13 protein-coding genes are annotated in these 22195 nt (G+C 60.5%); all 13 read right to left on the bottom strand.

Annotated features, from left to right (window positions below):
• Positions 1-267: 267 nt before the first annotated feature.
• Positions 268-1395, bottom strand: a complete 1128-nt coding sequence (locus tag LLH00_00975) for an ATP-binding cassette domain-containing protein (protein MCE5269840.1) — start codon at positions 1393-1395, stop codon at positions 268-270.
• Positions 1396-1436: 41 nt separating this feature from the next.
• Entirely contained in the window at positions 1437-2579 is a 1143-nt protein-coding gene (locus LLH00_00970; protein MCE5269839.1) for an ABC transporter permease, read from the bottom strand.
• A gap of 2 nt (positions 2580-2581) precedes the next feature.
• Positions 2582-3712 (bottom strand): FtsX-like permease family protein, encoded by a 1131-nt coding sequence (locus LLH00_00965; protein ID MCE5269838.1) that lies wholly within the window; start codon positions 3710-3712, stop codon positions 2582-2584.
• Positions 3713-3752: 40 nt separating this feature from the next.
• Positions 3753-4982, bottom strand: a complete 1230-nt coding sequence (locus LLH00_00960) for a glycosyltransferase family 2 protein (protein ID MCE5269837.1) — start codon at positions 4980-4982, stop codon at positions 3753-3755.
• Positions 4979-5887, bottom strand: a complete 909-nt coding sequence (locus LLH00_00955; protein ID MCE5269836.1) for an efflux RND transporter periplasmic adaptor subunit — start codon at positions 5885-5887, stop codon at positions 4979-4981. Before LLH00_00955 ends, LLH00_00960 begins: the two co-directional genes overlap by 4 nt.
• 23 nt (positions 5888-5910) lie before the next feature.
• Positions 5911-7347: a TolC family protein gene (locus tag LLH00_00950; GenBank protein ID MCE5269835.1), complete on the bottom strand. Its 1437-nt coding sequence runs from the start codon at positions 7345-7347 to the stop codon at positions 5911-5913.
• A 296-nt stretch (positions 7348-7643) separates the two neighbouring features.
• Positions 7644-8789: a hypothetical protein gene (locus LLH00_00945; protein MCE5269834.1), complete on the bottom strand. Its 1146-nt coding sequence runs from the start codon at positions 8787-8789 to the stop codon at positions 7644-7646.
• Between the two features lie 88 nt (positions 8790-8877).
• Positions 8878-9663, bottom strand: a complete 786-nt coding sequence (locus tag LLH00_00940) for an SDR family NAD(P)-dependent oxidoreductase (GenBank protein ID MCE5269833.1) — start codon at positions 9661-9663, stop codon at positions 8878-8880.
• A gap of 39 nt (positions 9664-9702) precedes the next feature.
• On the bottom strand, positions 9703-11025 hold the full coding sequence (locus tag LLH00_00935; GenBank protein MCE5269832.1) for an aminotransferase class I/II-fold pyridoxal phosphate-dependent enzyme: 1323 nt from the start codon (positions 11023-11025) through the stop codon (positions 9703-9705).
• Positions 11018-18667, bottom strand: coding sequence for an SDR family NAD(P)-dependent oxidoreductase (locus LLH00_00930; GenBank protein ID MCE5269831.1), 7650 nt, complete (start codon positions 18665-18667; stop codon positions 11018-11020). Before LLH00_00930 ends, LLH00_00935 begins: the two co-directional genes overlap by 8 nt.
• 397 nt (positions 18668-19064) lie before the next feature.
• Entirely contained in the window at positions 19065-20486 is a 1422-nt protein-coding gene (locus tag LLH00_00925; GenBank protein MCE5269830.1) for a glycoside hydrolase, read from the bottom strand.
• A 75-nt stretch (positions 20487-20561) separates the two neighbouring features.
• Positions 20562-21518 carry an ROK family protein gene (locus tag LLH00_00920; protein MCE5269829.1) on the bottom strand — a complete coding sequence of 319 codons (957 nt, stop codon included), beginning with the start codon at positions 21516-21518 and terminating at the stop codon, positions 20562-20564.
• On the bottom strand, positions 21490-22195 hold a 706-nt coding region (locus LLH00_00915; protein ID MCE5269828.1), incomplete at its 5' end, for a phosphoheptose isomerase. The genes LLH00_00915 and LLH00_00920, both read right to left, overlap by 29 nt.

Below are 22195 nucleotides of genomic sequence, written 5' to 3'. Positions count from 1 at the left end.
GGCAAAGCGTGCCTTTTCGTGCCCTCAGGGCGTCGTTTCGTGTCTTATATGACTAAAACGAGGTTGTGCAAAACATATCTTTTAATTTACAAGCAATTAGTTATTGGCTTTCAGCTCCATCCCTCGGCGCCATATAAATCAAGGGGTTGCGAGATAGCTCACAGCCCCTTTTTTTGTTTCGAATCCAGCCCCGCGTCTTAGTTTTTTCACGGTTTGGACTGATCGTATAGTGGTCTGTCCTGGCCTGCAAAATGGTCAGGCATCGCATCAATGGAAATAGGACTTTTTGAGGTGTTCCTCGAAACTGGATGAGCGTTTTACCAGCTCGATGAACTTGTCCTTGGACAGTGTGTAAACCTCAAGTTTCTCGACGGCAACCACAGAGGCAGCCCGCGGGACGTCCTTGAGCAGCGCCAGCTCACCGAAAAAATCACCCGTCCCCAGAGAGGCAAGCACCTTCCTTGCTCCGCCGCTTTCGGTAATTATCTCCACTCGCCCTTGACGGATTAGATAGAACTTATCTCCCACATCACCTTCACGGATCACCAGAGCACCGGCTGGATAGATCTCGAGCTGCATGGAGTTGGCCGCATCGGCCAGGAAGGACTGATGCATGTCCTCGAAGATATGGCAATCCTTCAGGAAGCTCATGATCGCCAGGGCATCCGCCACGACAACGTTCGATTCGATATTGCCATCGACCATGTTGATCACCCGGTCGGCGGCATCCAGAATGCGGTTGTCGTGCGTGACAATGATGATCGTACAATTGTATTCCCGCACCCGTTTCTTGAACAGCTCGATCACCTGGGCGCTGGTGACCTTGTCCAGCGCGGCGGTGGGCTCATCGGCGAGGATTATCAGCGGATCGTTGACCATCGCCCTGCCGATCGCCACCCGCTGGCGCTGCCCGCCAGACAGGTTCTCCGGCTTGTAGCTCATCCGGTCGGCCAGTCCCAGCTCCCCGAGAATTTTTCCCGGACGCCTGGCGTACTCCTCCTCCGGGTAGTCTTTGAGCTGCATGGCGACCGCCAGGGTCTGCACAGCCGTGAGCGAATCGAACAGGTTGTGCTGCTGGAAAATAAAACCGATGTTGCGCCTGATTTCCTGGAGTCCCGCCGCGCTCATCCCCTTGAGTTCCCGACCCAGGATTTTAAGCTCACCCTCCTGGACTGAACGCAGGCCTCCGATCAGAGTCAGGAGGGTAGTCTTGCCCGACCCCGAGGGGCCGGTCATGATTACGATCTCGCCCGAATAAATTTTCAGGTGGTTGTTGAACAGGACCTGCTTGCTGCTCTCGCCGGTGCCGTAGGCGAAATTGAGCCCCGCAATTTCTATCACGGGCAGGTTGCTGTCATCATGGTAGAGGAACTGGCTTTTTTCTCTTTTTTGCATGGCGCTTACGCCTCTGTCAGCCGGAGGGTGTTGGGACAGGATCAGAACAGATCGGCCGGATCAGCCTTGATTATTTTCTTCACGGCGATAAATCCGGAGACGACACACATGCTGAAAGTCATGATCAGGACGATCACCACCCGGGGAACGGTAAAGATCATCGCTATGCCGGTGAACTTGAAGAGGAAATAATACAGCACCTGGGTCAGCAGCAGGCCTGGTAAAAATCCGATCAGAGACAGAAGGATAGTCTGCTGGAGCACAAGGTTCCTCAGGTATTTGTCTGTGAAACCCATCGCTTTCAGGGTGGCGAACTGGGGGATATGGTCCGTGATCTCGTTGTAGAGAATCTGGTAACAGATGATCGTGCCGATGATGAAGCCGATTATCATGCCCACGCCGAAGATCGAGCCGAGGGGCGCTGTCTTCGTGGTGTAGATGATCTCCCGCCTGCGCAGCTCGTAGGGCGTAAGAAGGGTGACATCCTCGTTGACCGCGCGGCGGATTTTTTCCTTGAGCGCCTGGATATCGGTCCCCGGCCGGGTGCGCAGAAGGCCGAACGACACCTGTTCTGCATAACGCGGATCCTTGTCCCGCAGCCAGGTGCCCTCGGACATCAGGATATTGCCGTCAAAACTGAACGTGGGTCCGAGCTTCATAAACCCGCCAACCGTATAGCTCAGGCCGTTGATCTCGATTTCCTGGCCGGACAGCACTTTTCCGAGGTTCTTGCGCGAATCGCTGTCAAACAGAATGACTCCAAGCTTTTTCAGCGCTTCCCGCTGGTTTTCCCCGATGGGCACGGTAAGAGGGTTCGACTCCGGTGGGAAAGCGAGGCCGAAAACCTCGGACAGGTCGCCGGTACGGGAATTTTTCATCTGCACCAGGAACTTGTACACCGGCACCGCCTCCGTGACCCCCTCCACCCCGAGCGCCTGATAGAGCGAGGAGCGGCGCAGCATATCGTACTTGTGCATGTGACGCTGCATGGAGTTCATGATGACCAGGTCGGCGTTGAGCACGTCGTACAGCTTCACCTGGCTGTCGTTCAGGCCGTTGTAGAAACCCTGCTCCATGAAAATGACCAGCACCGCGAAAGAGACGGCCAGTATCGACAGTGACAGGCGTTTCTTCTCGTGGAGCAGAATCCGAACGGCGATATTGATTTTTGCACTGGAGGACATGGTTAAAACAACTCCGCCGGATCGGCTTTCTTCACTTTCTGCAAGGCGATGACACTGGAAATTCCGCTCATGGTCAGGGTCAGAAGCAGGACAAACAGCGCCAGCCCCGGAGTAAGGCGCATGGGCAGGTTCGACAGTTTGTACACTATCTTGAATACGATGGCGGCAAAGCCCAGGGCTGGGACATAGCTCAGCGAGGCCATCAGCAGGGCCTGCCCCACGCCGATCGAGTAGATGTACCAGTTCGAGAATCCCAACGCCTTGAGAGTGGCGTACTCCTTGAGCCGGGTCGAGATGTCGGTCGAGAGGATCTGGAACAGGATCACCACCCCGATCAGGTAGGAAACAAGCACGCCGAGCTTGAAAACTATGCCCACCGGCTTGACGTTGATGAAATATTTCTGCTCGCGCCGGATCAACTCATCGCGGTCGTAGACCACCACGTCGCTGGGAAGGCGTTTCTTGAGTTCCTGCTTGACTGTCTGGATATTTTTCGGATTGTCGACCGAGATCAGGCCGTAGGTGATGCTGCGGGGGTCGCGCCAGGTCAGGCGGGTGTAGTTGCTGTTGCTGGTCACGGCCCAGCCCTCGGCGAAAAAGACCATCCCGAGCTTGAACTGGCCCCCGATCGTGACCTCGGTCCCGTCTATCTCGGCTTTCCGTCCCACGGAGATATCTCCGTAGTCCTTGTGGGACAGCCTGTCGATCAGCACCGTGTTGGTTTTCTCGATGGCGGGCAGACCGTTTACGATCTCGGGGTCGAGGATGAACTCCGGCTTGGGGTCGATGCCCAGTAGCCGCATATAGGTCCGGATGCCGGTATGGGTGTCTTTCCAGGTGCCGGGCGCCACGTTCAGCACGAAGACATCCTTGACCCCGGGCACGGTGGTGGCCTGCATGAGTCGCGTTTTCTGAAATTCCACGGGTGCGCCCAGGTGCAGAAACTTGCTGGCCACTATCACCAGGTCAAACGAGAAATAGTGGTAAAGTCCCGAGGAAGCGAGCTTGCTGCCGTTAAGGAAACCGAGCTGCATGAAAATGAGCAGGATGGAGAACGATATCCCGGCGACTGCCGCAGTGGTGCGTTTCACGTTCTGGAAGGTGTTGTTCCAGGCCAGCAGCATCGATCTCATGCGACTCTCCGATAAAACCGGAAGAATGAAACTGTCGCTATCAGCGGTGAATCTCCACCGCCCGGCCCTGACGGTCGATACGGTACCCGACTCCTGCCCAGTGGATGTATTTTTTTCCCAGGGTCATCAGACAGGCTGCCAGGAAACAGAACCGGAACAGATGGATACGCGCGACGAGCCGCCAGCGCCCCTCGACTGTCCCGGGAAGGCCTGAGCATCCGGCGATCACCAGCTCCCCCCCAAGGACCAGCACTGTCACCAGACCGCCGCAGGACCAGAAAGACAGAGCACTGAAAAAATACCGGAAAACCGCCAGCAAAGCAACGAGGTAGCCGCCGGCGAGCATAAGGCACAGGGGTGTCAGTCCCAACAGCCAGAGATTATAAAAGTTCGCTTTCAGGTTCATCACCTGCCGGGAAAACCACCTCACCGCCTCACTCGTGGAGGCGAAAGTTTCTCCGCTGACCATAAGGAATCCCGGGATCAGCCTGCTTTTCCGCCTTGCGGCGGCCAGCATCCGGCCCAGACTCATGTCATCGCTGACCGATTCCGCCCAGCGGTCGGCCACTCCCAGGGCCTCGAAGTCGACTTTTCTCATGGCGAACGAGCCCCCCCAGAGGAAGCTTCCGGCGAGGCTGGAAACGGTCAGAAAATGTGAATAGAGCAGCCGGTTGAAAAATACTTGCAGTTGCACGGCGAAACTGCTGTCGCTGCTCTGTATCCGCCAGAAACCCGTGGTCACCGTAATGCGCGGGTCGGTGAGCGGGGCGGCCAGGCTGGCCAACCAGTCCTGCGGCAGGGGGATGTCGTTGTCGGCAAAGGCCAGCAGATCTACCTCTCCCGCGGCGGCTACCCCGGCCAGCAGGTTGTGGATTTTCTGGCTGCACGTGCTCGACTGTCCAGCCACCACCAGGTGCGCGTTCCTGTTCGAGGCGCAGAGCGCCTTCAAGACCGGTGCACCGGGGTCGGACTCCGCCTCCACCACGAAATACGCCTCGTACGCGGGCCAGTCCTGCCGGAGTACGGTGGCGAAATTGCACTCGACCGATTGTGTGAGGCCCCGGCTCGGTACGATCACGGCGCAGCGCGCACCGGCTGAGGCGCTGGCGGCTGTAAGGCGCTCCGATTTCCGTCTGCCCCGGCGCTCGAGCGCCGCGGCCAGAAGGATTATACCGACCTCCGCAAAGACAACGATAAGCGCAAGGGCGGAGGCCACCACCGCCCAGAGCGGGGTTTCAGCCAGGACCCGCAGGAGCGTTGCCGTAATCACTGGGTTTTTATCCCGGCGCCCAGATCGATCGTGACATTCACCTCCATGTTCAGGAGACGGGAGGCTGGTTCGGCCTGGTCGAGCCGGATCCGCACATTGGCGGTCTTGACATTGTCGGCCACGAACCGTCCGATGTATTCCACCCGTCCGGTCAGGGGCGTGGAGATGGCGCTGTGCGTGACAGTGGCGGCCAGGCCCTCTTTCAGCTTGAGCACGTCGCTTTCCGATATCTCGGCGACAACGTACATAGTCCGCAGATCGGCCAGGATCAGACTGGGCGCAGTGCCGGCCACCTCCCCCGGGTTCTGGAAATAGTCGATCACGGTGCCGTCCACCGGAGCGAGCACGGTGCACAGGTCGAGCGCGCCACGGGCGGCTTTCAGCCGTTCGGTGGCTCTGTTTATGTTGATTGTGTTGGTCAGGGTCATGTGCTCCAGCTCGGCCTGCGCGATCTCGAGGCTTTTGCGCGCGGATTTCACCTGGTACTCCCGTTCCTCTTTCTGCGAGAGGGCGGAAAAGTCCTGGCCCATAGACTCGAAACGGGCGAGCCTTTTCTCGGCTATATCCAGCTCGGTGGTGGCCGCCTGGATTTTCAGCTTCTGCAGCTCCACCGCCTTGGCCCCGTTCTCGGTGGCGTCCCGCAGGTCCAGCTTGGCCAGTTCGACCTCGGCCAGGCTGGAAGTGGGGACCACCAGGGTGAACAGGGGTGCGCCTTTTTTCACCACGTCGCCCCGTTGCGCCTTTATCTCTGAGAGCACTCCCTGCCTGAGCGCCGCGACTTTGACTATTCCTGCCGCCGGCACTATATGCCCCGTGGCTCCCACCTTGTCCGCGGCGGAAAGGCCCGCGGCGCATAAGGACAGAGCCAGGACTGATACTGCGAAGGTGCGGTCCAGTTTATCCATTGTTGTCTCTCGGGTTCGGGTGTTCATTGAATCGGGGGCAGTTGGGTCATGGCTCCGGAGATATAGACCCAGCCGTCGCCCCGGCCGACAAGCACTGTGCCGGTGGACAGACGGAGCCGGGCGAGGGACACGGCGTACTTCCGCTGAGCGTCGATCTGCGCCATCTTCGCGTTTCTGAACCGGTCGAGGCCGATATACAGGCTGGTCAGGTCCGGCGACCCGTTTTTGGCTTTTTCCACCTCGAAATCGACCACGTTGAGGAAATAGTTGGAGGATTCCTCAGCCAGATGGTATTCCCGCACGGCCCGTCGCATCGATTCCAGAGCGAGATCGACCTCGGAGACAATGGCATTGGCCAGGTTGTCTTTCCGGATTTCGGATTCCCGAAGAAGGGATAGACGGTAGTTCACCTGGCCCCGCGCGTCATGGTTGACCACCGGCAACTCCAACTGAAGGCCCAGATAGGAGTTAACGCCGTCGACATTGTTGGAGTACGACTTGATAAACCGTCCCTTGCCGCCATCCTCCTCGAGACCGGCGTATCCGAGTTTCAGGTTCAGGTTCAGGTTGGGCTTTTTGCTGTTCTCGGCCTGATGCAGATAGATCCGGTCGGTCTCGATGTTTTTCAGCAGCGCCAGGTAGTCGCCCCGGTTTTGCATCGACTGCTCCAGCAGCCGGGCCCGGGCGCCCTCGGGCAGGCTGTCCGGATCGGCCATCTCCGGGAACTCCTCCGAGGGCAGGGGCGCCCGATCCATTTCCTGCGGCGCGTACCCCAGCCGCACCGCGATATCCTGACGGCTGGAATAGAGGCTGTACTCGGCGTCGCTGATCCCCCGCAGGGTCGTGTTGAGATTGCCTTTGGTCTGTTCCAGGAACACGGGCGCCAGCTCGCCGGTGGAAACCAGCTTGCCCACGATATCGAGCATTTTCAGCTCGTTTTCCCGCACCTTTTTCTGTATCTCGAGGTATCCCACCGCGGCCAGATAGTCCCAGTATGCGGAAGTCAGGTCGTATATCTGCGCGGAAACAGAATAGCCTGTCAGCAGTCCCTGGGCATCCAGAGTGGATTTCGCGGCCAGCTCATCGGCGTCGGTGTTGCTGTTTCCGAGGCCGCGCAGCAGGGGCACTATCACCAGGGCGGTGACATCCGCCCCGTTTAGCGGCCGGATGTTGGTGATATTGTCGGTCAGGTCGAACGAGGCGGCCGTTACCGAGAGCGACACGCCGTTGCGGAGCTGTTTCTGCAGGCCCAGGGCGAAATTCTCGTTCCGCTCGAAATTGTTCAGCATCCCCGAGACCGGCACATGCTTGCGCTCCAGCGACACGCCGTTGGTCAGTAGCAGGTCGAATTGACCGGCGGTCCTCTCATAGAGGCTTGCGCTCTGCCGTACCGATTCATTGTCGATCTGCACGCCAGGGCCGGACTCCAGCAGTCTCTGGATCGCCAGGGTGAGGGACATGGACTTCTCGGCATCGGCAGAATGCAGGGGCGCGCCGCCAAGAGCTAAAATCGCAACCACAGCGGCCGAAAATGATCTCATTCCGGTCAGTCTGCCCATATCGGTTCCTTGGAAGATTTGACTTTTATGAATGCAGAACACGGCAGGTCAGGTTATATCGGTGTGAAAATTAATCAAAGCCGGATGTTAAGGCTATTTAAACATAAAGTGAGACAAGAGCGAATCATGATTTTATCTATACAATGTCACATCCACCCGGCAATCGTCAAGCCGCCAAGGCAGCGAGGCCACCCTTCTCAGACCGCAGTTATGGGTTTGGAATAGAACCGGAAAGTCTTGTAGCGTTTACCGCCCACTCCGTACAGCCCCCGGCAGGCCCCGCTGTTTTTCTCCACGATCAGGGAAAAATCGTAGGATTTTATACCGCGCCTGTCACCGCGGCTCTTGGTCTCCAGGTACAGGCAGAGCTCGAGCATGCCGGACAGACGGTACTCGGGCAGGATGCCGGTCATCGCCACCCGGATACGGTCGATTTTCCGGATGTCCCGCAGAATTTTGAAAATGCCGAACGGAAAGAGACGCCCGTTCGCTCTCTTGAGCGCCTGGTTGAAATCCGGGATGTTGTAGACGAATCCAGCCATGCGGCCCTTGTGCTCGGCGATGATCACCAGCTCCGGTATCCCGATCCAGCGCCCGAAATCCACCAGGTAGGAGATGTAGCTCTCGCGCACTGGCAGGTGCCCCCAGTTGTTGGCCCAGGCCCGGTTGAACGCCTCCAGGAACCGCTTCCCCTCCTCCAGGGAGGCTTTCTTGTTCCAGCGGCTGATCACCGTGTTGCGGAAAGTGAGCCCTTCCTGGTTGTTCATCACCTGTTTCCAGATGTTCAGGAAGGACTCGGGGATCAGCACATCGCTGTCGATCCGGAACGCGTACCAGTCGATGTCCTTGACGAAACCGTAATCCAGGAAAAGCCTTTCGTAGTAGGGCGGATTGTAAGAGCATTCAACGACCGGATCGTCCTGGAAATTGTCGACCACCAGGCCGGAGGCGTCGTAGACCAGGAAATTCTGGGGGCCGTACATTTCGGTCATGCCCTGCGCGGTGAGCCAGGTTTCCGCGGCCTGGAACAGGCCCCGCGAGACCTCGGTGTCGTTGACGCACTCGAAAAACCCCACCGCTCCGCGCCGGGTGTTGAAATATGAGTTGTGATAGCTGTCGTAATGGGCGATGATCCGTCCCACCGGCTCCCCGTCGCGGTAGGCCATGAACGGCTGGATCACGCCGGTCTCGTGGTAGGGGCCTTTGTGGATGCGGAAAACGGTGTCGAAAATGAGCGGCGGGACCCAGTGCGGATCGTCCTTATAGATCCGCCAGGCGAACTTGACGAATTCCCGGATGTTTCTTTTCGTGTTTTCGAGGGGTGCTATCCGGATGCCGCTCATTGCCGGGTCCTATTGATATACCGTCCGTTATTCCTGTCTGACAGAAGCCTGCCGATTCCCCGAAGAATCTTTTCCCTTTGCCCCACTCTCAGCCGGGCCGCGGCAGCACACGGTCAAGCAGCCGGTCCCTCAGGGCGCGCGGCAGGAGCCTGGTCAGGAACTGCAACAGATGCACCTCTGGGTTGATCACGATCAGGAACCTGCCGCGCCCGCATTGTTTAAGAATTCTCCGCGCCGCTTCCTCCGGAGTCAGCAGTCCCCGTGGGGACTTTTCCTTCATCCAGGCGGGCTGGTCGGCCAGCTCCCGCGTGTACTGGGGCGTGAGCATGTCGCCGGGACAGGCCACGTGGACCGCGATGTCCCGGTGCAGGAATTCCCGGCGCAGAGACTCGGCGAAAGCGATCATCCCGGCCTTGGAGGCCGCATACACCGCATAACCGGCCGGCCCCACCAGGCCGAACCCGGAGGAGACCATCAGCAGACGGGACCCAGGGGCCAGCAGGGGCAGGAACACATGCGAGCAGAGGATCGTGCCCCAGAGGTTTGTCTCCAGGTCTTTTTTCAGCTCCGTACCGCTGCGGAAGTCCTGCAACAGGCCCGGAGTGACCACGCCCGCGTTGAGGACCAGGAAATCCACGGCCCCGGAGCGTTCCCGCACCTCCGCTTCCACCCGCCTCAGCGCGGTTTCATCGCGGATGTCGCACTGGAATCCCTCGGCGGCGCCCCCCGCGCTCCGGATCGTTTCGACCGCCCGGTCGAGCCTGTCGCGGTCACGGGCCAGGAGGAGCACTGCATAGCCCCGGCCTGACAGCTCCCGGGCCAGGGCCAGCCCCAGTCCGGAGGAACCACCGGTGATAAGCGCGGTTTTCGGCATGACATCTTTCCCTGACAAAATCGGTTCGCCGGAAGCGGCTCAGGAGTCTTGAAAGCCCAGCTCGGCCATACTCTGCGCGATGGCCTCGATCGTGTAACGGATCTGCTCCTCGGTATGGGTGCTGCTGATGAAGAACCGCAGCCGGGCGGCGTTCTCCGCCACCGAGGGATAGGTGAGCGGGAGCACGTTGATCCCCCGTTCGTAGAGCGCCTGTCGCAGGATAAAGCAGCGCGCCGCCGGCCCCAGTATCAGCGGGATTATCGCGGAGTCCCGGCTGGCGCCGGTGTTCCAGCCGTGCCTGCCGGCCCCCTCCAGGAAAAGGCGCGCCAGGGCCTGGAGACGCTTCACCCGCTGAGGCTCCTGCCGGAGAAGGCGCAACGCGGCCAGGGCCGCGGCCGCATCCGGCGGACTGATCCCGACGCTGTAGATGAACCCCGGATTGGTGAATTTAAGATACTCTATCAGGGCCCGGCGTCCGGCGATGTAACCGCCGCAACTGGCCAGGGATTTGCTCAGGGTGCCCATCCAGATATCTACCTGGTCGGCCGCGACGCCGTGGTATTCCCCGATGCCGGCTCCGCGCTCCCCGATCACGCCGAGCGAGTGGGCCTCATCCACCATCAGCAGGGCGCGATGGCGTTTCCTGATCCCAACAAACTCCGGCAGGCAGGGGATATCGCCGTCCATGCTGTAAACGCCCTCGAGCACGACCAGCACCTGACGGTAGCGGCTGCGCTCCTCGGCCAGAATCCGCTCCACCGTGTTCCAGTTGTTGTGCGGAAAAGGGCGCGACGCCGCCCCGGAAAGACGGACTCCGGCGGTCACGCTGGCGTGGATCACCGAGTCGTAGAGGATCAGGTCCTCCGGCCCGCACAGGTGCCCGATCACGCTGACATTGGTGTTGTATCCTCCGACAAAGACCAGGCTGTCCTCTGTGCCCAGAAAATCCGCGATCTCGCGCTCCAGCTCCCCGTGCAGTGGCCTTTCCCCTGAGACCAGGCGCGAGGCCGAGACCGAGGTGCCGTAGCGGTCGATCGCCTCGCGGGCCGCCCGGCTGACCTCCGGGTCCCCAGAGGCGCCGATATAGTTGTAGCTGGCGAAATTGATCAACTGCCTGCCGCCGATCAGCGTGGTCGCGGCGTTGATCCCCTCGGAGGGGGCGAAGAACACGGATTTGATGTTTGCCGATTCCAGGAACTGGAGTTTTTTCTGCAGATCGAGGATCTCCGGCGAAAGGTAGAACCCCTCGGGCCAGACCGGGTCCGATCTGGAAGCGGAGGCTTTCTCTTGCAACATCTGCTTGAGCAGCCTGCGTTTTTCCTCCGGCGAGAGCTGTGACAGGTCCGGGCCGTTCTCAGCCATCTTTCTGTCCCTCGAGCCTGAGCAGGGTTTTGAGGATCTGGTCCACATCCCCGTCGCTTATCTCGTCCACGTTCACCGGCAGTTCCCCGCCGCTGTTCTTGATTGTCTCCGCTTTTTGCGGGTTCTCTCCCTGGGCCGACTGTTTCTGCAGCTCTTTCTCGATCGTCTCGGCGAGGCTGTCTATAGTCAGGCCCGGCCTGGCGAGCAGCATCTTGGACATTGTCATGCCCAGACCGCTCTCAATCGCCATCACAAGCTCCACCGCCATCAGGGAGTCAATCCCCACCGAATCGAGCGCCCGGGTCCGTTCCAGGCTGTTTTTGGCGATACCCAGGATCCGGGCCACCTCTCCGGCGAGGAAATCCGCGAGCATCTCCCTGCGCTGGGCCGGCTCCGCGGCGATGATCGCGCCGACCAGCCTGGCATCCGCCTCTTTCTCCCTCTCGCCGTCGGCTTTCCACTGAAGCGAGAAGCGGGGCGATGTGCCGATCACAGGCAGGTAGCCGCTCAGTTTTTTCCAGTTGACCGGCGAGACCACGATCTGGGTCAGGTCTTTTTCGAGCGCATAGGCGATGGCCCGGAACGCCTGGTCCAAGGTTACCGGACCCAGGCCCCGCCTGGAAAGAAAATCTTTCAGCTCGGTCTGGACATCCAGGTAACCGGCTCCCTCGATCACCCCCCAGTTGATAGACAGGCCGTGCAATCCAGCGAGCCTCCGACAGTGCATCAGGGCATCCAGAAAACTGTTGGCCGCGGCGTAGTTGGCCTGGTCTACATTGCCGCAGATCGCGGCCAGGGAGGAAAAGCAGATGAAGAAATCGAGCTTTGTTTCCAGGGTTCCGTCGTGGAGGTTCCAGGCGCCGAGGATTTTCGGATCCAGCACCTTTTTCATGTCCGCGGCGCTCATATGGAGTAGAGGGCAGTCCTCCAGCACCATGGCCGCATGCACGATCCCGCGAAGGGGGGGCAGGGTCGAGCGTATCTGCTCCAAGAGCTCTCCCACCGCCTGGCGGCTGGTGATATCGGCCCGCACGACAGTCACCCTGGCGCCCGTTTTTTCGAGTTCCTCCACCGCTTCCAGCGCTCCGGGCCTGGATGCGCCGCTGCGGCCGGCCAGCACCAGATGCCTCGCCCCGCAGCTCACCAGCCACCGCGCGACAGCCAGACCGAAACCGCCCAGCCCGCCGGTGATGAGATAAGTTGCATCCTTTTGTGCCGTTATCCTGTCCCGGGAGGGGAGCGGCGCTGTCACCGACCCGTCCATGGAGACCACTACCTTGCCGATATGTTTCCCCGAGCGCATGTATTTGAACGCATCCTGAAGCGCCGACAGGGGATAGGTCCTGTAAGGCAAGGCGTGGAACTGCCCGCTTTCGAACAGGCCGATGAATTCCCTGAAAGCGCCCTGGAAGGCCTCGGGATGGAGTATGAGCAGGTTGTCCAGGAGGAAAGAGTGGACCGAAACCCCCTTGGACACGTCGTACATCTTCAGGGAGCGCTCGTAGACGTTGCTGAGGTCGATGATACAGCCGGTCACCGGCCTCAGGGTCGATATGTTCCGTGGGAAGCTCTCGACCGGCAGGGTGTTCAGGATGATATCCACTCCTTCGCCTCTGGTGAGGTCCAGAATCTCATCGGCGAAAGACAGGGAGCGCGAGTCGCCCGCGTATTTCAATCCCAGGGCCTGGAGGAACTCCCGTTTCTCGTGGTTCCCGGCGGTGGCGAACACCTCGGCTCCGGCCGCACGCGCCACCTGGACCGCGGCCAGTCCCAGCCCGCCGGTGGCAGAGTGGATCAGAACCCGGTCGCCTTTGCGGATTCTGGCCAGCTCGTGCAGCACGTAATAGGCGGTGCCGAAAACCACCGGCAGGGCGGCCGCCGCCTCGAAACTCATCCTCTGCGGCTTGCGGACCAGCGTACGTTGAGAGACGTTCAGGGCGCTGGAGAAACTGTTGTAATGCAGTCCGATCACCTCATCCCCGGGCGACAAATCCAGCACGCCCGGCCCGGTTTGACGGACAACACCCGAGAATTCCCAGCCGATCACTCCGCGGGCGCTCCAGTTGATTATGCCGGCGTTATCCAGGACCCCGCCCGCCATGAGCACATCCTTGAAATTGAGGCCGGTCGCGCGCACCTCCACCTGAACTTCCCCCGGCCCCGGCTCTGCGGCTGAAAAATCCCGCAAGGTCAGCCCGTTCAGGCCTCTGGACCGGATGGGGAAAAGACGGTAATCTCCAGTGGGCGGATTGAAGAAATCTCTTTCTTTTCTCTCGATCAGGCGGCGACGGTAGAGAAGCCCGTCGCGCAGGCCTGTTTCATCTTCCTTGCCCGGTGAGAGAAGTTCTTCCGCCAGCAGCCGCGTCTGCTCCGGGGAGGGAGCCGGGCTGAGGTCGATTAAGCGCGTGTGGAGTTTGGGAAACTCGGCCTGGATTACGTGGCACAGCCCGAGCAGTGGAGCCTGGCAGAGAGAAATCCCGGTCCGCGGGCCGATATTCTCGATGCCGCGGGTGACCATCCAGAGCGCGGGGTTAACCGCCCAGTCGCGCTGCATCAGTGCCTGGACCAGGTGCAGGGTTTCCGCGCACAGTGCGTTGGTCGTCTTCTCCAGGCTGTCGCTTGTGATTTTCTCCAGTCCGTCAGTCGCCCCTCGGAGGCTGACAACCACTGGGGCGGTGGAGTTATCCGGGCAGACAGTCCGGAAGACCCCGGCGAAGTCCTCCGTCCGGCCCGCCTGTATCAGCACCGGCTGGATGCCCCTGGCCCGCAGAAGTGCTGTCAACCGCTCAGCCAGGCCGCTTTCATCGGCCAGAATGACCCAGGGCTGTCCCGGAGCGGGCTGTCCCCCGGATGGCCGGTCCAGGTCAGCGGTCGGCTCGGGTTCCCTTGGGACAGGTTTCCGCGCGATCAGAATTTTCTGCAGCGGCGTGCAGGCGTCCTCCCGGTCCGAAACCGGCGAAACCTCGGAGAGACCCGCCGATTCCAGCAGCTCGGGCAGGTCAATCCCGGGTTGGCCGCCGTCCCAGGATTGTCGCCGTCCGCGGTGCAGAAAGCCCAGTATCAGTTCGAGCCACCGGGCGGAGCGGTCGGTTTCGAGCAGAAACAGCAATCCGCCGGGCGCAAGAAGGCTCCCGGCCCGCTCGAGCGCGCTCCGTGGATCGTCGCTCAAGCTGAGCGGATTGCCTGCCAGGACCAGATCGAAAGCTCCGGTCTCGAAGCCCTGATCGCCAGGGTCTCTGGCGAGATCGAGAACCTGTCCGCCCACCAGGGGGTTGTCCCGGTGACGGGCGAGGGCCTTGTCCAGGCGCTCCTGCGACTGTGCGGTCAGGACATACCGGGCCAGTGCCGGGGGCAGCACGGGCAACACCCAGCGCAGAAGCGAGCCCGGTTCGGCTCCAAGCTCCAGGACCCGGAGCGGACAGCCCTCCGGCAGGCTGTCCACCACTGTGTTGACCGCCAGTTGCAGGAGGCGGTTGTAGATTGTGAAAGAAGGCGAGTCCTGGTGGAGAAACTCGCTCAAGGCGGAGTCCGGGTAAAAGGCCACTGACTGGAGGGCCTTCTCCTCGGTCAGCATCCTGTCCAGGTGCGAGCCGCATTGCTCGATCAGGGTCAACTCGGCAAGCCAGGCGGGATGCTTGGCCAGCGAGTCCCGCCAAGCCTCCGCGGCCCTTCTGGTTCCCGGCGCGGCGGCGTTGCACCAGTATCCGCCTTCTTTTTTCAGCAGGCCCGCCCCGGCCATCATTTCGAGCAGATACCCGGCCAGGCCGGATCGCTGTGGCGGGAGGCCCAGCCGGGCGATCAGGTCTTTCGGGGCAAAGGGCTCCGCGCCACCGGAATTCCAGCCGAGCCGCTCCAGGGCCTCTGCGGCGTACAAGCCACAAATCGCATCCAGCTCAGGTGCCACCGCGGAATAGTATTCCGCCCTCCCGTGGCGCTCGATCAGGCCGGGGAGCACGTTCCCGAGCTTTTCAGCCAGCCGTTCCGGGGCGGGCAGGCAGCCGGTCCCAGCCAGGCGCCGCACCCGGGCGCATTTCTCGTCCAGCACCCAAACCGGCTCGTACAGTATGCCGTCCAGCAACTCCGGAGTGTACTCCTCCGAGCTCTCCATTTTCTGGCAATGGAAGCCCCGGATCTCGACCAGCGGCTGGCCCTCTCCGTCTGTCAGCAGCAGGTCGCCCCTGATCCGGCTCCGGTTGCTGTTGGTTTTGCTGGCGTAGCACCAGGCCGTCTCTCCCGGTGAGCCGTAGAACCGGATGGATTCGAACCAGACCGGCAGGTAAGTCCCCCGGGAGGGAAACAGAAGGCCCATGACCTGGAAACAGGCGTCCAGAAGAGTCGGGTGGCAGAGGTAGCCGCCAGACTCTTTCCCGGGGCCGATAGGCGGCTTGAGGCAGCCGAGGGCGGTGGAGTCGGTGATCCAGGCCTCCTCGATCGCCTGGAAGCCCGGCCCGTACTCCAGGCCGTGCTGACGGAAATCGGCGTAAGCGGCCTGGCGGGATTTATACCACTTCTGGCGGCTTTTCAACTCTCCCAGGTTCTGCGGGGCGGGCGGCGTCACCTGCGCCATGCGCTCCAGCCTGCCCCTGGCGTGCAGGATCCATTCCGCTTCCGCGCCGGGTGGGCGGCTGTTGATCCGGAACGTGTAATCCTCCTCGACCGAGAGCTGGAGCGACACACTGCTGTCATCCTGAAGAATGAGCGGCGAGCTGATCTCGACCTCCCGCACGAGGAAGAGGTCCTCACCGAACAGCCGCCTGGCCGCCGCGAAAGCCATCTCGATGAACGCCGATCCCGGGAAGACCACGTTTCCCTGCACGGTGTGTTCGGCGATCCAGGCCGGTTTTGTCCTGCTCACATGGACGGCCCAAACGGGCATGGAATTATCCAGACGGCGGCCCAGCAGAGGGTGCGAGTCACTGTTGTCCCGGACCGTTTTATGGCCCAGGCGCCGCTGAAGCGACTCCTCGCTTTCCATCCACAGGGATTCCCGCTGCCAGGGATAGGAGGGGAACCGGACCACTTTGCCCCTCGACCAGTAAAGCCGGGTCCAATCCAGGGGATATCCGGCAGCATATAACTGTCCCAACGCCCCGTACATCTGGAGGCGGTTATCTCCGTCCCGGCGCAGCGAGGGGATCACCGCTGTTTCCCGGCCGCCAGGGGTTTCAAGGCATTCTCTCAGCGGCACCGCGAGAACCGGGTGCGCGCTCACCTCGACGAAAAGGGAATGGCCGGTTTCAAAGAGCCTGCCGATTCCGCGGGCGAACAGGACGGGCTTTCTGATATTGTCACGCCAGTAGGAGGGGCCGGCGGTCGCACCGTCGAGCACCCCGCCGGTCACAGTCGAGACCATCTTCGCATCCCCGCTCCGGGGAGCGATGCCCGCGATAGCCTTTTCGAACTCATCCAGGATGCTATCCAGGGCGGCGCTGTGGTAGGGTACGTTCACGTTCACGAAGCGGGCGAACTCGTTTTTCTGCTCCAGGCGGGAGGCTATTTCCCCGAGCGCCTTTTCATCCCCGGAAAGGGTCAGGCTGCGGGGACCGTTCATGGCCGCGACCGATACCAGCCCTTCCAGCCCTTCGAGCAGAGGCCCGGTCTCCTCCAGGGAGAGCCCCACCGCGAGCATTGTTCCCTTGCCTTCAAGCCGCTGAATTAGGCGGCCCCGGTGATAAGTAACCAGGGCGCCATCCTCGAGGCTGAGAATCCCAACTGAGCAGGCTGCCGCCACTTCCCCCACGCTGTGCCCGATCACCGTGTCCGGAGCTATCCCCCAGGAGCGCCACAGGGCGTCCAGCCCAGCCTGCAGGGAGAAGATCATGGGCTGCACGACCTTGGGTTGAGCGAGCCGTGAGCCGGCCTCATCAGCCACCCGAAGCTCTTCGAGCAGGCTCCATTCGCGGGTGAGACCTTTGAAAATGTCGGCGCAGCGGTCAAAGGTCCGCCTGAAAACCGGCTCGGTCTCGTACAGACGCAGTCCCATGCCGCGCCACTGCTGGCCCATGCCCGAGAACACGAAGACCGGTCTCTGGGCCTCTGGCTGCAGGGTTTGTCCTGAGGCCATTCCGGGGCGGCTCCCGCCCTCCAGGAAAACCTTCAGGTTCGCGGCCAGCTCCTCCCGGGTCTGCGCCGCCACTGTCAGCCGGTACCGGTGGTGCTCCCTTCTCAGGGCCGCGGTCCAACCGATATCGTAAAGGGCGCTCCCCTCCGGCGTCCCGCTCTCCAGCCGATCGACCAATCCCCGGACCAGGCCGGTCAGGGCCTGGGGATGATGGGCCGAGAGGGGCACCAGTATAAGTTTTTCCTCCCCGGCCTGAATCGCAGCCCCCCGGGATGGCTCGCAGCTTTCCAGTATGACATGCGCGTTGGTTCCCCCGTAGCCGAAAGAATTGACGCTGGCGATCCGGCGGCTGCCACTGTCGGTCCGGGGCCAGGGTTCGAGCGTGGTGGGGACGCGCAGCTTGTACTTGTCGAAAGGAATCTGACGGCTGGGGTTGTTGAAATGGAGGTTGGGAGGAATCAGGCCGTGCCGGAGCATCAGTGAGGCTTTTATCAGCCCGGCCACGCCGGCCGCCGATTCAGTGTGGCCGAAGTTGCTCTTGACCGACCCGATTATGCATTCCAGCCCGTTGCGCTCCTGGGTCAGGGCCTCGGCCAGAGCCGCGGCCTCAATCGGGTCGCCCACCGGGGTGCCGGTGCCGTGGGCCTCCACGTAATGTATTTCGGAGGGGCCGAGGCCGGCCTTGCGCAGGGCCTCCCGGATGACCTTAACCTGAGACTCCGCGTTCGGGACAGTCAGGCCCTTGCTTTTCCCGTCCTGGTTCACCGCGCTGCCGCGGATCACCGCGTATATCGCGTCGCCGTCCTCCAGGGCGCGGGAAAGACGTTTCAGGACCACCAGGCCCGCGCCCTCCGCCCGGACGTACCCGTCCGCGCTGTCGTCAAAGGATTTGCAATGGCCGTCCGGCGATAAGAACGAACCTTTGCAAAGCACGACCGTCATCTGCGGGTCTATTATCAGGTTCACCCCGCCGGCCAGTGCGATATCGGATTCCCCGTCCAGCAGACTCCGGCAGGCCAGATGCACCGCCACCAGAGATGATGAGCAGGCGGTATCGATTGTGATGCTCGGGCCGGTGAAATTGAAAGTGTACGAGAGCCTGTTCGCCGTGATGCTGATACCGATGCCGGTGCCGGAATGCGGTCCGTGAAGGTGATTTTCCGAATACTGCGTGTGGATGTGCTCGAAGTCGTGGGTGAAGGAGCCGGTGAAAACGCCGACCCTCGATCCGGCAAGCCGCTGCGGCGAGAACCCACCGTCCTCCAGAGCCTCCCAGGCCACCTCCAGCAGCAGGCGCTGTTGCGGGTCCATGCAGGAGGCTTCCCTGGGGGATATTCCGAAAAAGAGGGGATCGAAGAGGGAGACATCATCGATGAACCCCCCCTTGCGCACATAGGCCTTGCCGGGTTTCCCCCGGTCCGGATCGTAATAGGTGTCAATGTCCCAGCGGTCGGGAGGGATATCGGTGATGGCGTCCCTACCCTCGGCCAGGAGTTTCCAGAAAGTATCGGGGTCCTTGACGCCTCCCGGGAAACGGCAACCGATGCCTGTAATCGCAATGGCCTGACTATCCTGTCTCATCTTAAATCCCCTGGAAAGATAAACCTGGCGGGATTATCGGCGGGGAATGAGCCTTATTGCTTCACCCATAAAATACAGTTTTCAGGTTTTTTTTCAACAGGATACTCTTGGTTAAAGTCGGGTTCAGGCACACAAGCTGAAAGACGGCGGAAAACGGCTGCATTCGATCAGGAATGCCTTTGAGGAAGGACATACCGTTCCAGGCCCGGGCCGGTCAAAGCGCCGCCCCTTCGGGCAGCGTACCCCGCAGCGTGAAAGACAACCCGTTGCAGTAGGGTCGAACGACGATTGTCTTTCAATTCCGTCCCCCGGCGCTATGAATACAAAACGGCCTGAATCCCAAAGATTCAGGCCGTTTGCCCTCGACCCGACTGCGAGCTTCAACCTTTACCGGGTGTCACTCCGCTTTCAAGGGGACAGCCGAGCGCTCGGCCAGCATGATTACGCTGTCCCATACCGGCAGGCGCCGGAACGACACGGCGTCACCGTCGTTTTTCCAGTCTGCGGGATTTATCGCATATACTTTCCCAGAGATCATCTCGACATAAACGGGGTCTTTGAAATTCATTTTCTTGATGGTTAGACTGATCTGGTCCCACTTGAACTCGTTGCCCGGGATTCGATCTTTGTACCAGACCAGCGCGATCGAGCCGCCCTCCCGCTCGAAGCCGGCGACTGTCAACTTGCGGTACGCCTCCGTGGTATGTTCCATCTCTCCCACAGCCTTGACCATACTGTCGAAGAAGCCCGCCATATGTTGGACGCCGTAGTAGGAGGGGCGCTTGTATATGATTTCATGCAGAAGGTTGGAACGGATGAGCCCGAACGATTGGAGCATATTGGGATAGCGCAGGTCGATGATCGTGAAAACCGAGGATGGGATATCCCTTACGCGGTCACCTGCCATGCGCCGGAGCACCCACTTGGCCTGACTGATCTCGGTCCAGGGATAATATGCAAGCGCATGAGTCCATTCGAGCTGGGAGGGGCAGCCGACCTCGCCCTGGTACACTTTATAGTCTGCCCGGTACGATTTGATGAAGGCGATGAACTTATCGAGAACCGGATAACAATCGTCGGGGTTCCTGACATAAGGGTGATATGCCCAGTAATCGACTAGGTCCAGCTTGTCTGCCGCTTTGAGGGCTTCGAAAGGCAGCCTCACCTCCGGACTCTCGACATCATCCCACAGCGATTCGCCCAGGATAATCGCCCCGGGCTGGATTCTCTTGATCAGCTCGGCTGTTTTGATCAACAGCGGCGCATAGTCCTTTTCCTGACCATAGGGCTCATTCCATATTTCCCACTCGTTGACTACATCCTTGTACCGTTCAACGGTTGTTTCCACGTAGCGCAACCAGGCCGCCATCGCTTTTTCCGATTGTGACACCGCCGCCACCCCAGCCCCCAGCCCGAGCTCCGAACCATAGAGCGGGTTCCCGTAGCACAGGCAGATCCACGGCTTGACCGACTGCGCGGCCAGTCCGTAGACACAACTGTCGAGCCAGGCGAAACTGTACTTGCCTTTCACCTTCTCGCATTTCGCCCAGCCGCTCTGAAGGCGGGCCTGCTTAACGCCAAGCTCGCCCACGTAATTTTTGTACAGGCTGAAATCCGCGTAGTCGCGGTCGAGGGTCTCGCAGCCGACCGACCAGGATGAAGCTTCGATCTCTTTTGCGGGCCTGGTCGCCAGCCGGCCGATCTGTTTCAGGCCGGGGCCGGAATAGCGGAATTCATCCCACGAGCTGTACTCGTCATCCGCCAGAGCAGTACCGGCGGAGGCAAGGATCAGAATCGCGATGGCCAGTATTCTGTTCATAATCGTATCCGGCTCCCGGGCAGCGGTTGCATGACTCGAAAATCCGATAAAGACATTGAATACAAAAGAATGCACTCATCGCTGATAACTATAGTCGGAGTTCAGGGGGCTGTCGGAATTTATTTGCTCATTCTGTAAAAGAACAGCGTGGACCCCGATCAAGGCCGCATGGTCGATGTTTTTGACCCGTGCAATTCTCTGCAAGCTGTTTACCTGTTTCAACGCTTCCCTCAACGGCTTTTCCATGTGCAGGAAAGACCTGGCAATCTGTCCTCCCAGAAGAAGACACTCGGTGTTTCTTTCGAGAAGGATATCCCGCAGAGATTCCCCCAGGACTGTCCCGACCTCCCCGAAAGCGTGGATACAGGCGATATCGCCGCTATCCGCCCCACGCCCGATGTCGGAAACCTCCATCCCATCCGTATCCCCTGTGGCGCATAACCTTCTGTAATTTCTTATTATTCCTTCTTTTGCCGTATAATCCTCCAGGATTCCATCTTTATAGGGAATCCGAAAGATTGAATAAAAGGGGCCGCCCATTGGATTGCAGAGGACTTTCCCTCGCTCGGAAATCGCGAACCCCAGGCCGGTGCCCAGGGTGGCCACGGCGGCGCTGCCGAACCCCCTGGCGTTGCCGTAGGCTATTTCACCGGCCAGAATTGCGTTGGCGTCCTGCGTGAACCGGATGGGCAGTTCCGGTGCGATCCCGGGCATCCGCCGGAAAGCGCTTCGCAGGTCATGCCCGTAAATACTCTTGAATTTATGCTTCATCAGCGGGGTGGCCCGGTCGTAGTCGAACGGTCCCGGGATGGCGATCCCGATGCCACCGAGATGCATTCCCCTTTCCCGGATAACACTCAGCCCGTGGGCGAATGTCAGGTGGAAGGCCTCCAGTATCTCGCTGCAAGTTCCATCCGAAAATGACCGGTTGGAAAAAGCGGAGCCGTCAACAATAGCTCCCGCCTTTTCCAGCACGGCCGATTTCAGATATGTCCCTCCGGCGTCAATCGCCAGATATGCTGTCGTTTTCAAAGCCGTCCTTCAACATTGTTTTGTGTACACATACAGGCTGGTTCCCAAGATTTTCGATGACGTATCTTCCCATGTTCGCCGGGACAACCACCACGTCCAGGTAATTCTGGGTATAGCACAGCTCGGGGTGGTCGAGTGAGCGGACAACCACTTTTTCGCCGTCGACCAGGGTCAGCACGTGGAACTTGCCTTCCGTATCTCCCTCGATCGATTTTTCGAATTCCAGCCGGCGCAGGCTGAAATAAAGCAGCTCGTGCTCGCCCACGACGTACTCGGCCCAGCCCTCACCCTGGCGGACGAGCCGGGGCTCCTGCACCAGGTTCTTTTGCACCCACGAGGCTTTGCGGCCCTTGTCCAGCACCCGCTCGCCGTGGTAGGTGTGGATCGGCCGCGGTTTGCCGTCCAGGTCGGGGCGAAGGTAGTCGTACAGCTTGTAAGTGTACGAGCCGACTGACAGGCTGCCGATTTCCAGCACCACCTGGTTCCGCCCGGAGGAGTGGAGCGTCCCTGCCGGCAGCAGCACCTGCACCCCGGGCCGGGAGTCGATATGGTTCACGTACTTGCGGTAATCGACCGGCGTGAACTCGGTTTCCGACTTTTTTACCTCCCGGATGAACTCGTCCGGGTCGGCCGCCTCGTTGAAACCGATATAGGTCCTGGCCCCGTGACCGGTCGCC

It is taken from the genome of bacterium (assembly GCA_021372515.1).
In the GTDB taxonomy this organism is placed as follows: Bacteria; Gemmatimonadota; Glassbacteria; order GWA2-58-10; family GWA2-58-10; genus JAJFUG01.
Note: the sequence above shows the minus strand (reverse complement) of the source record. Positions and strands in the feature narration are given on the sequence as shown.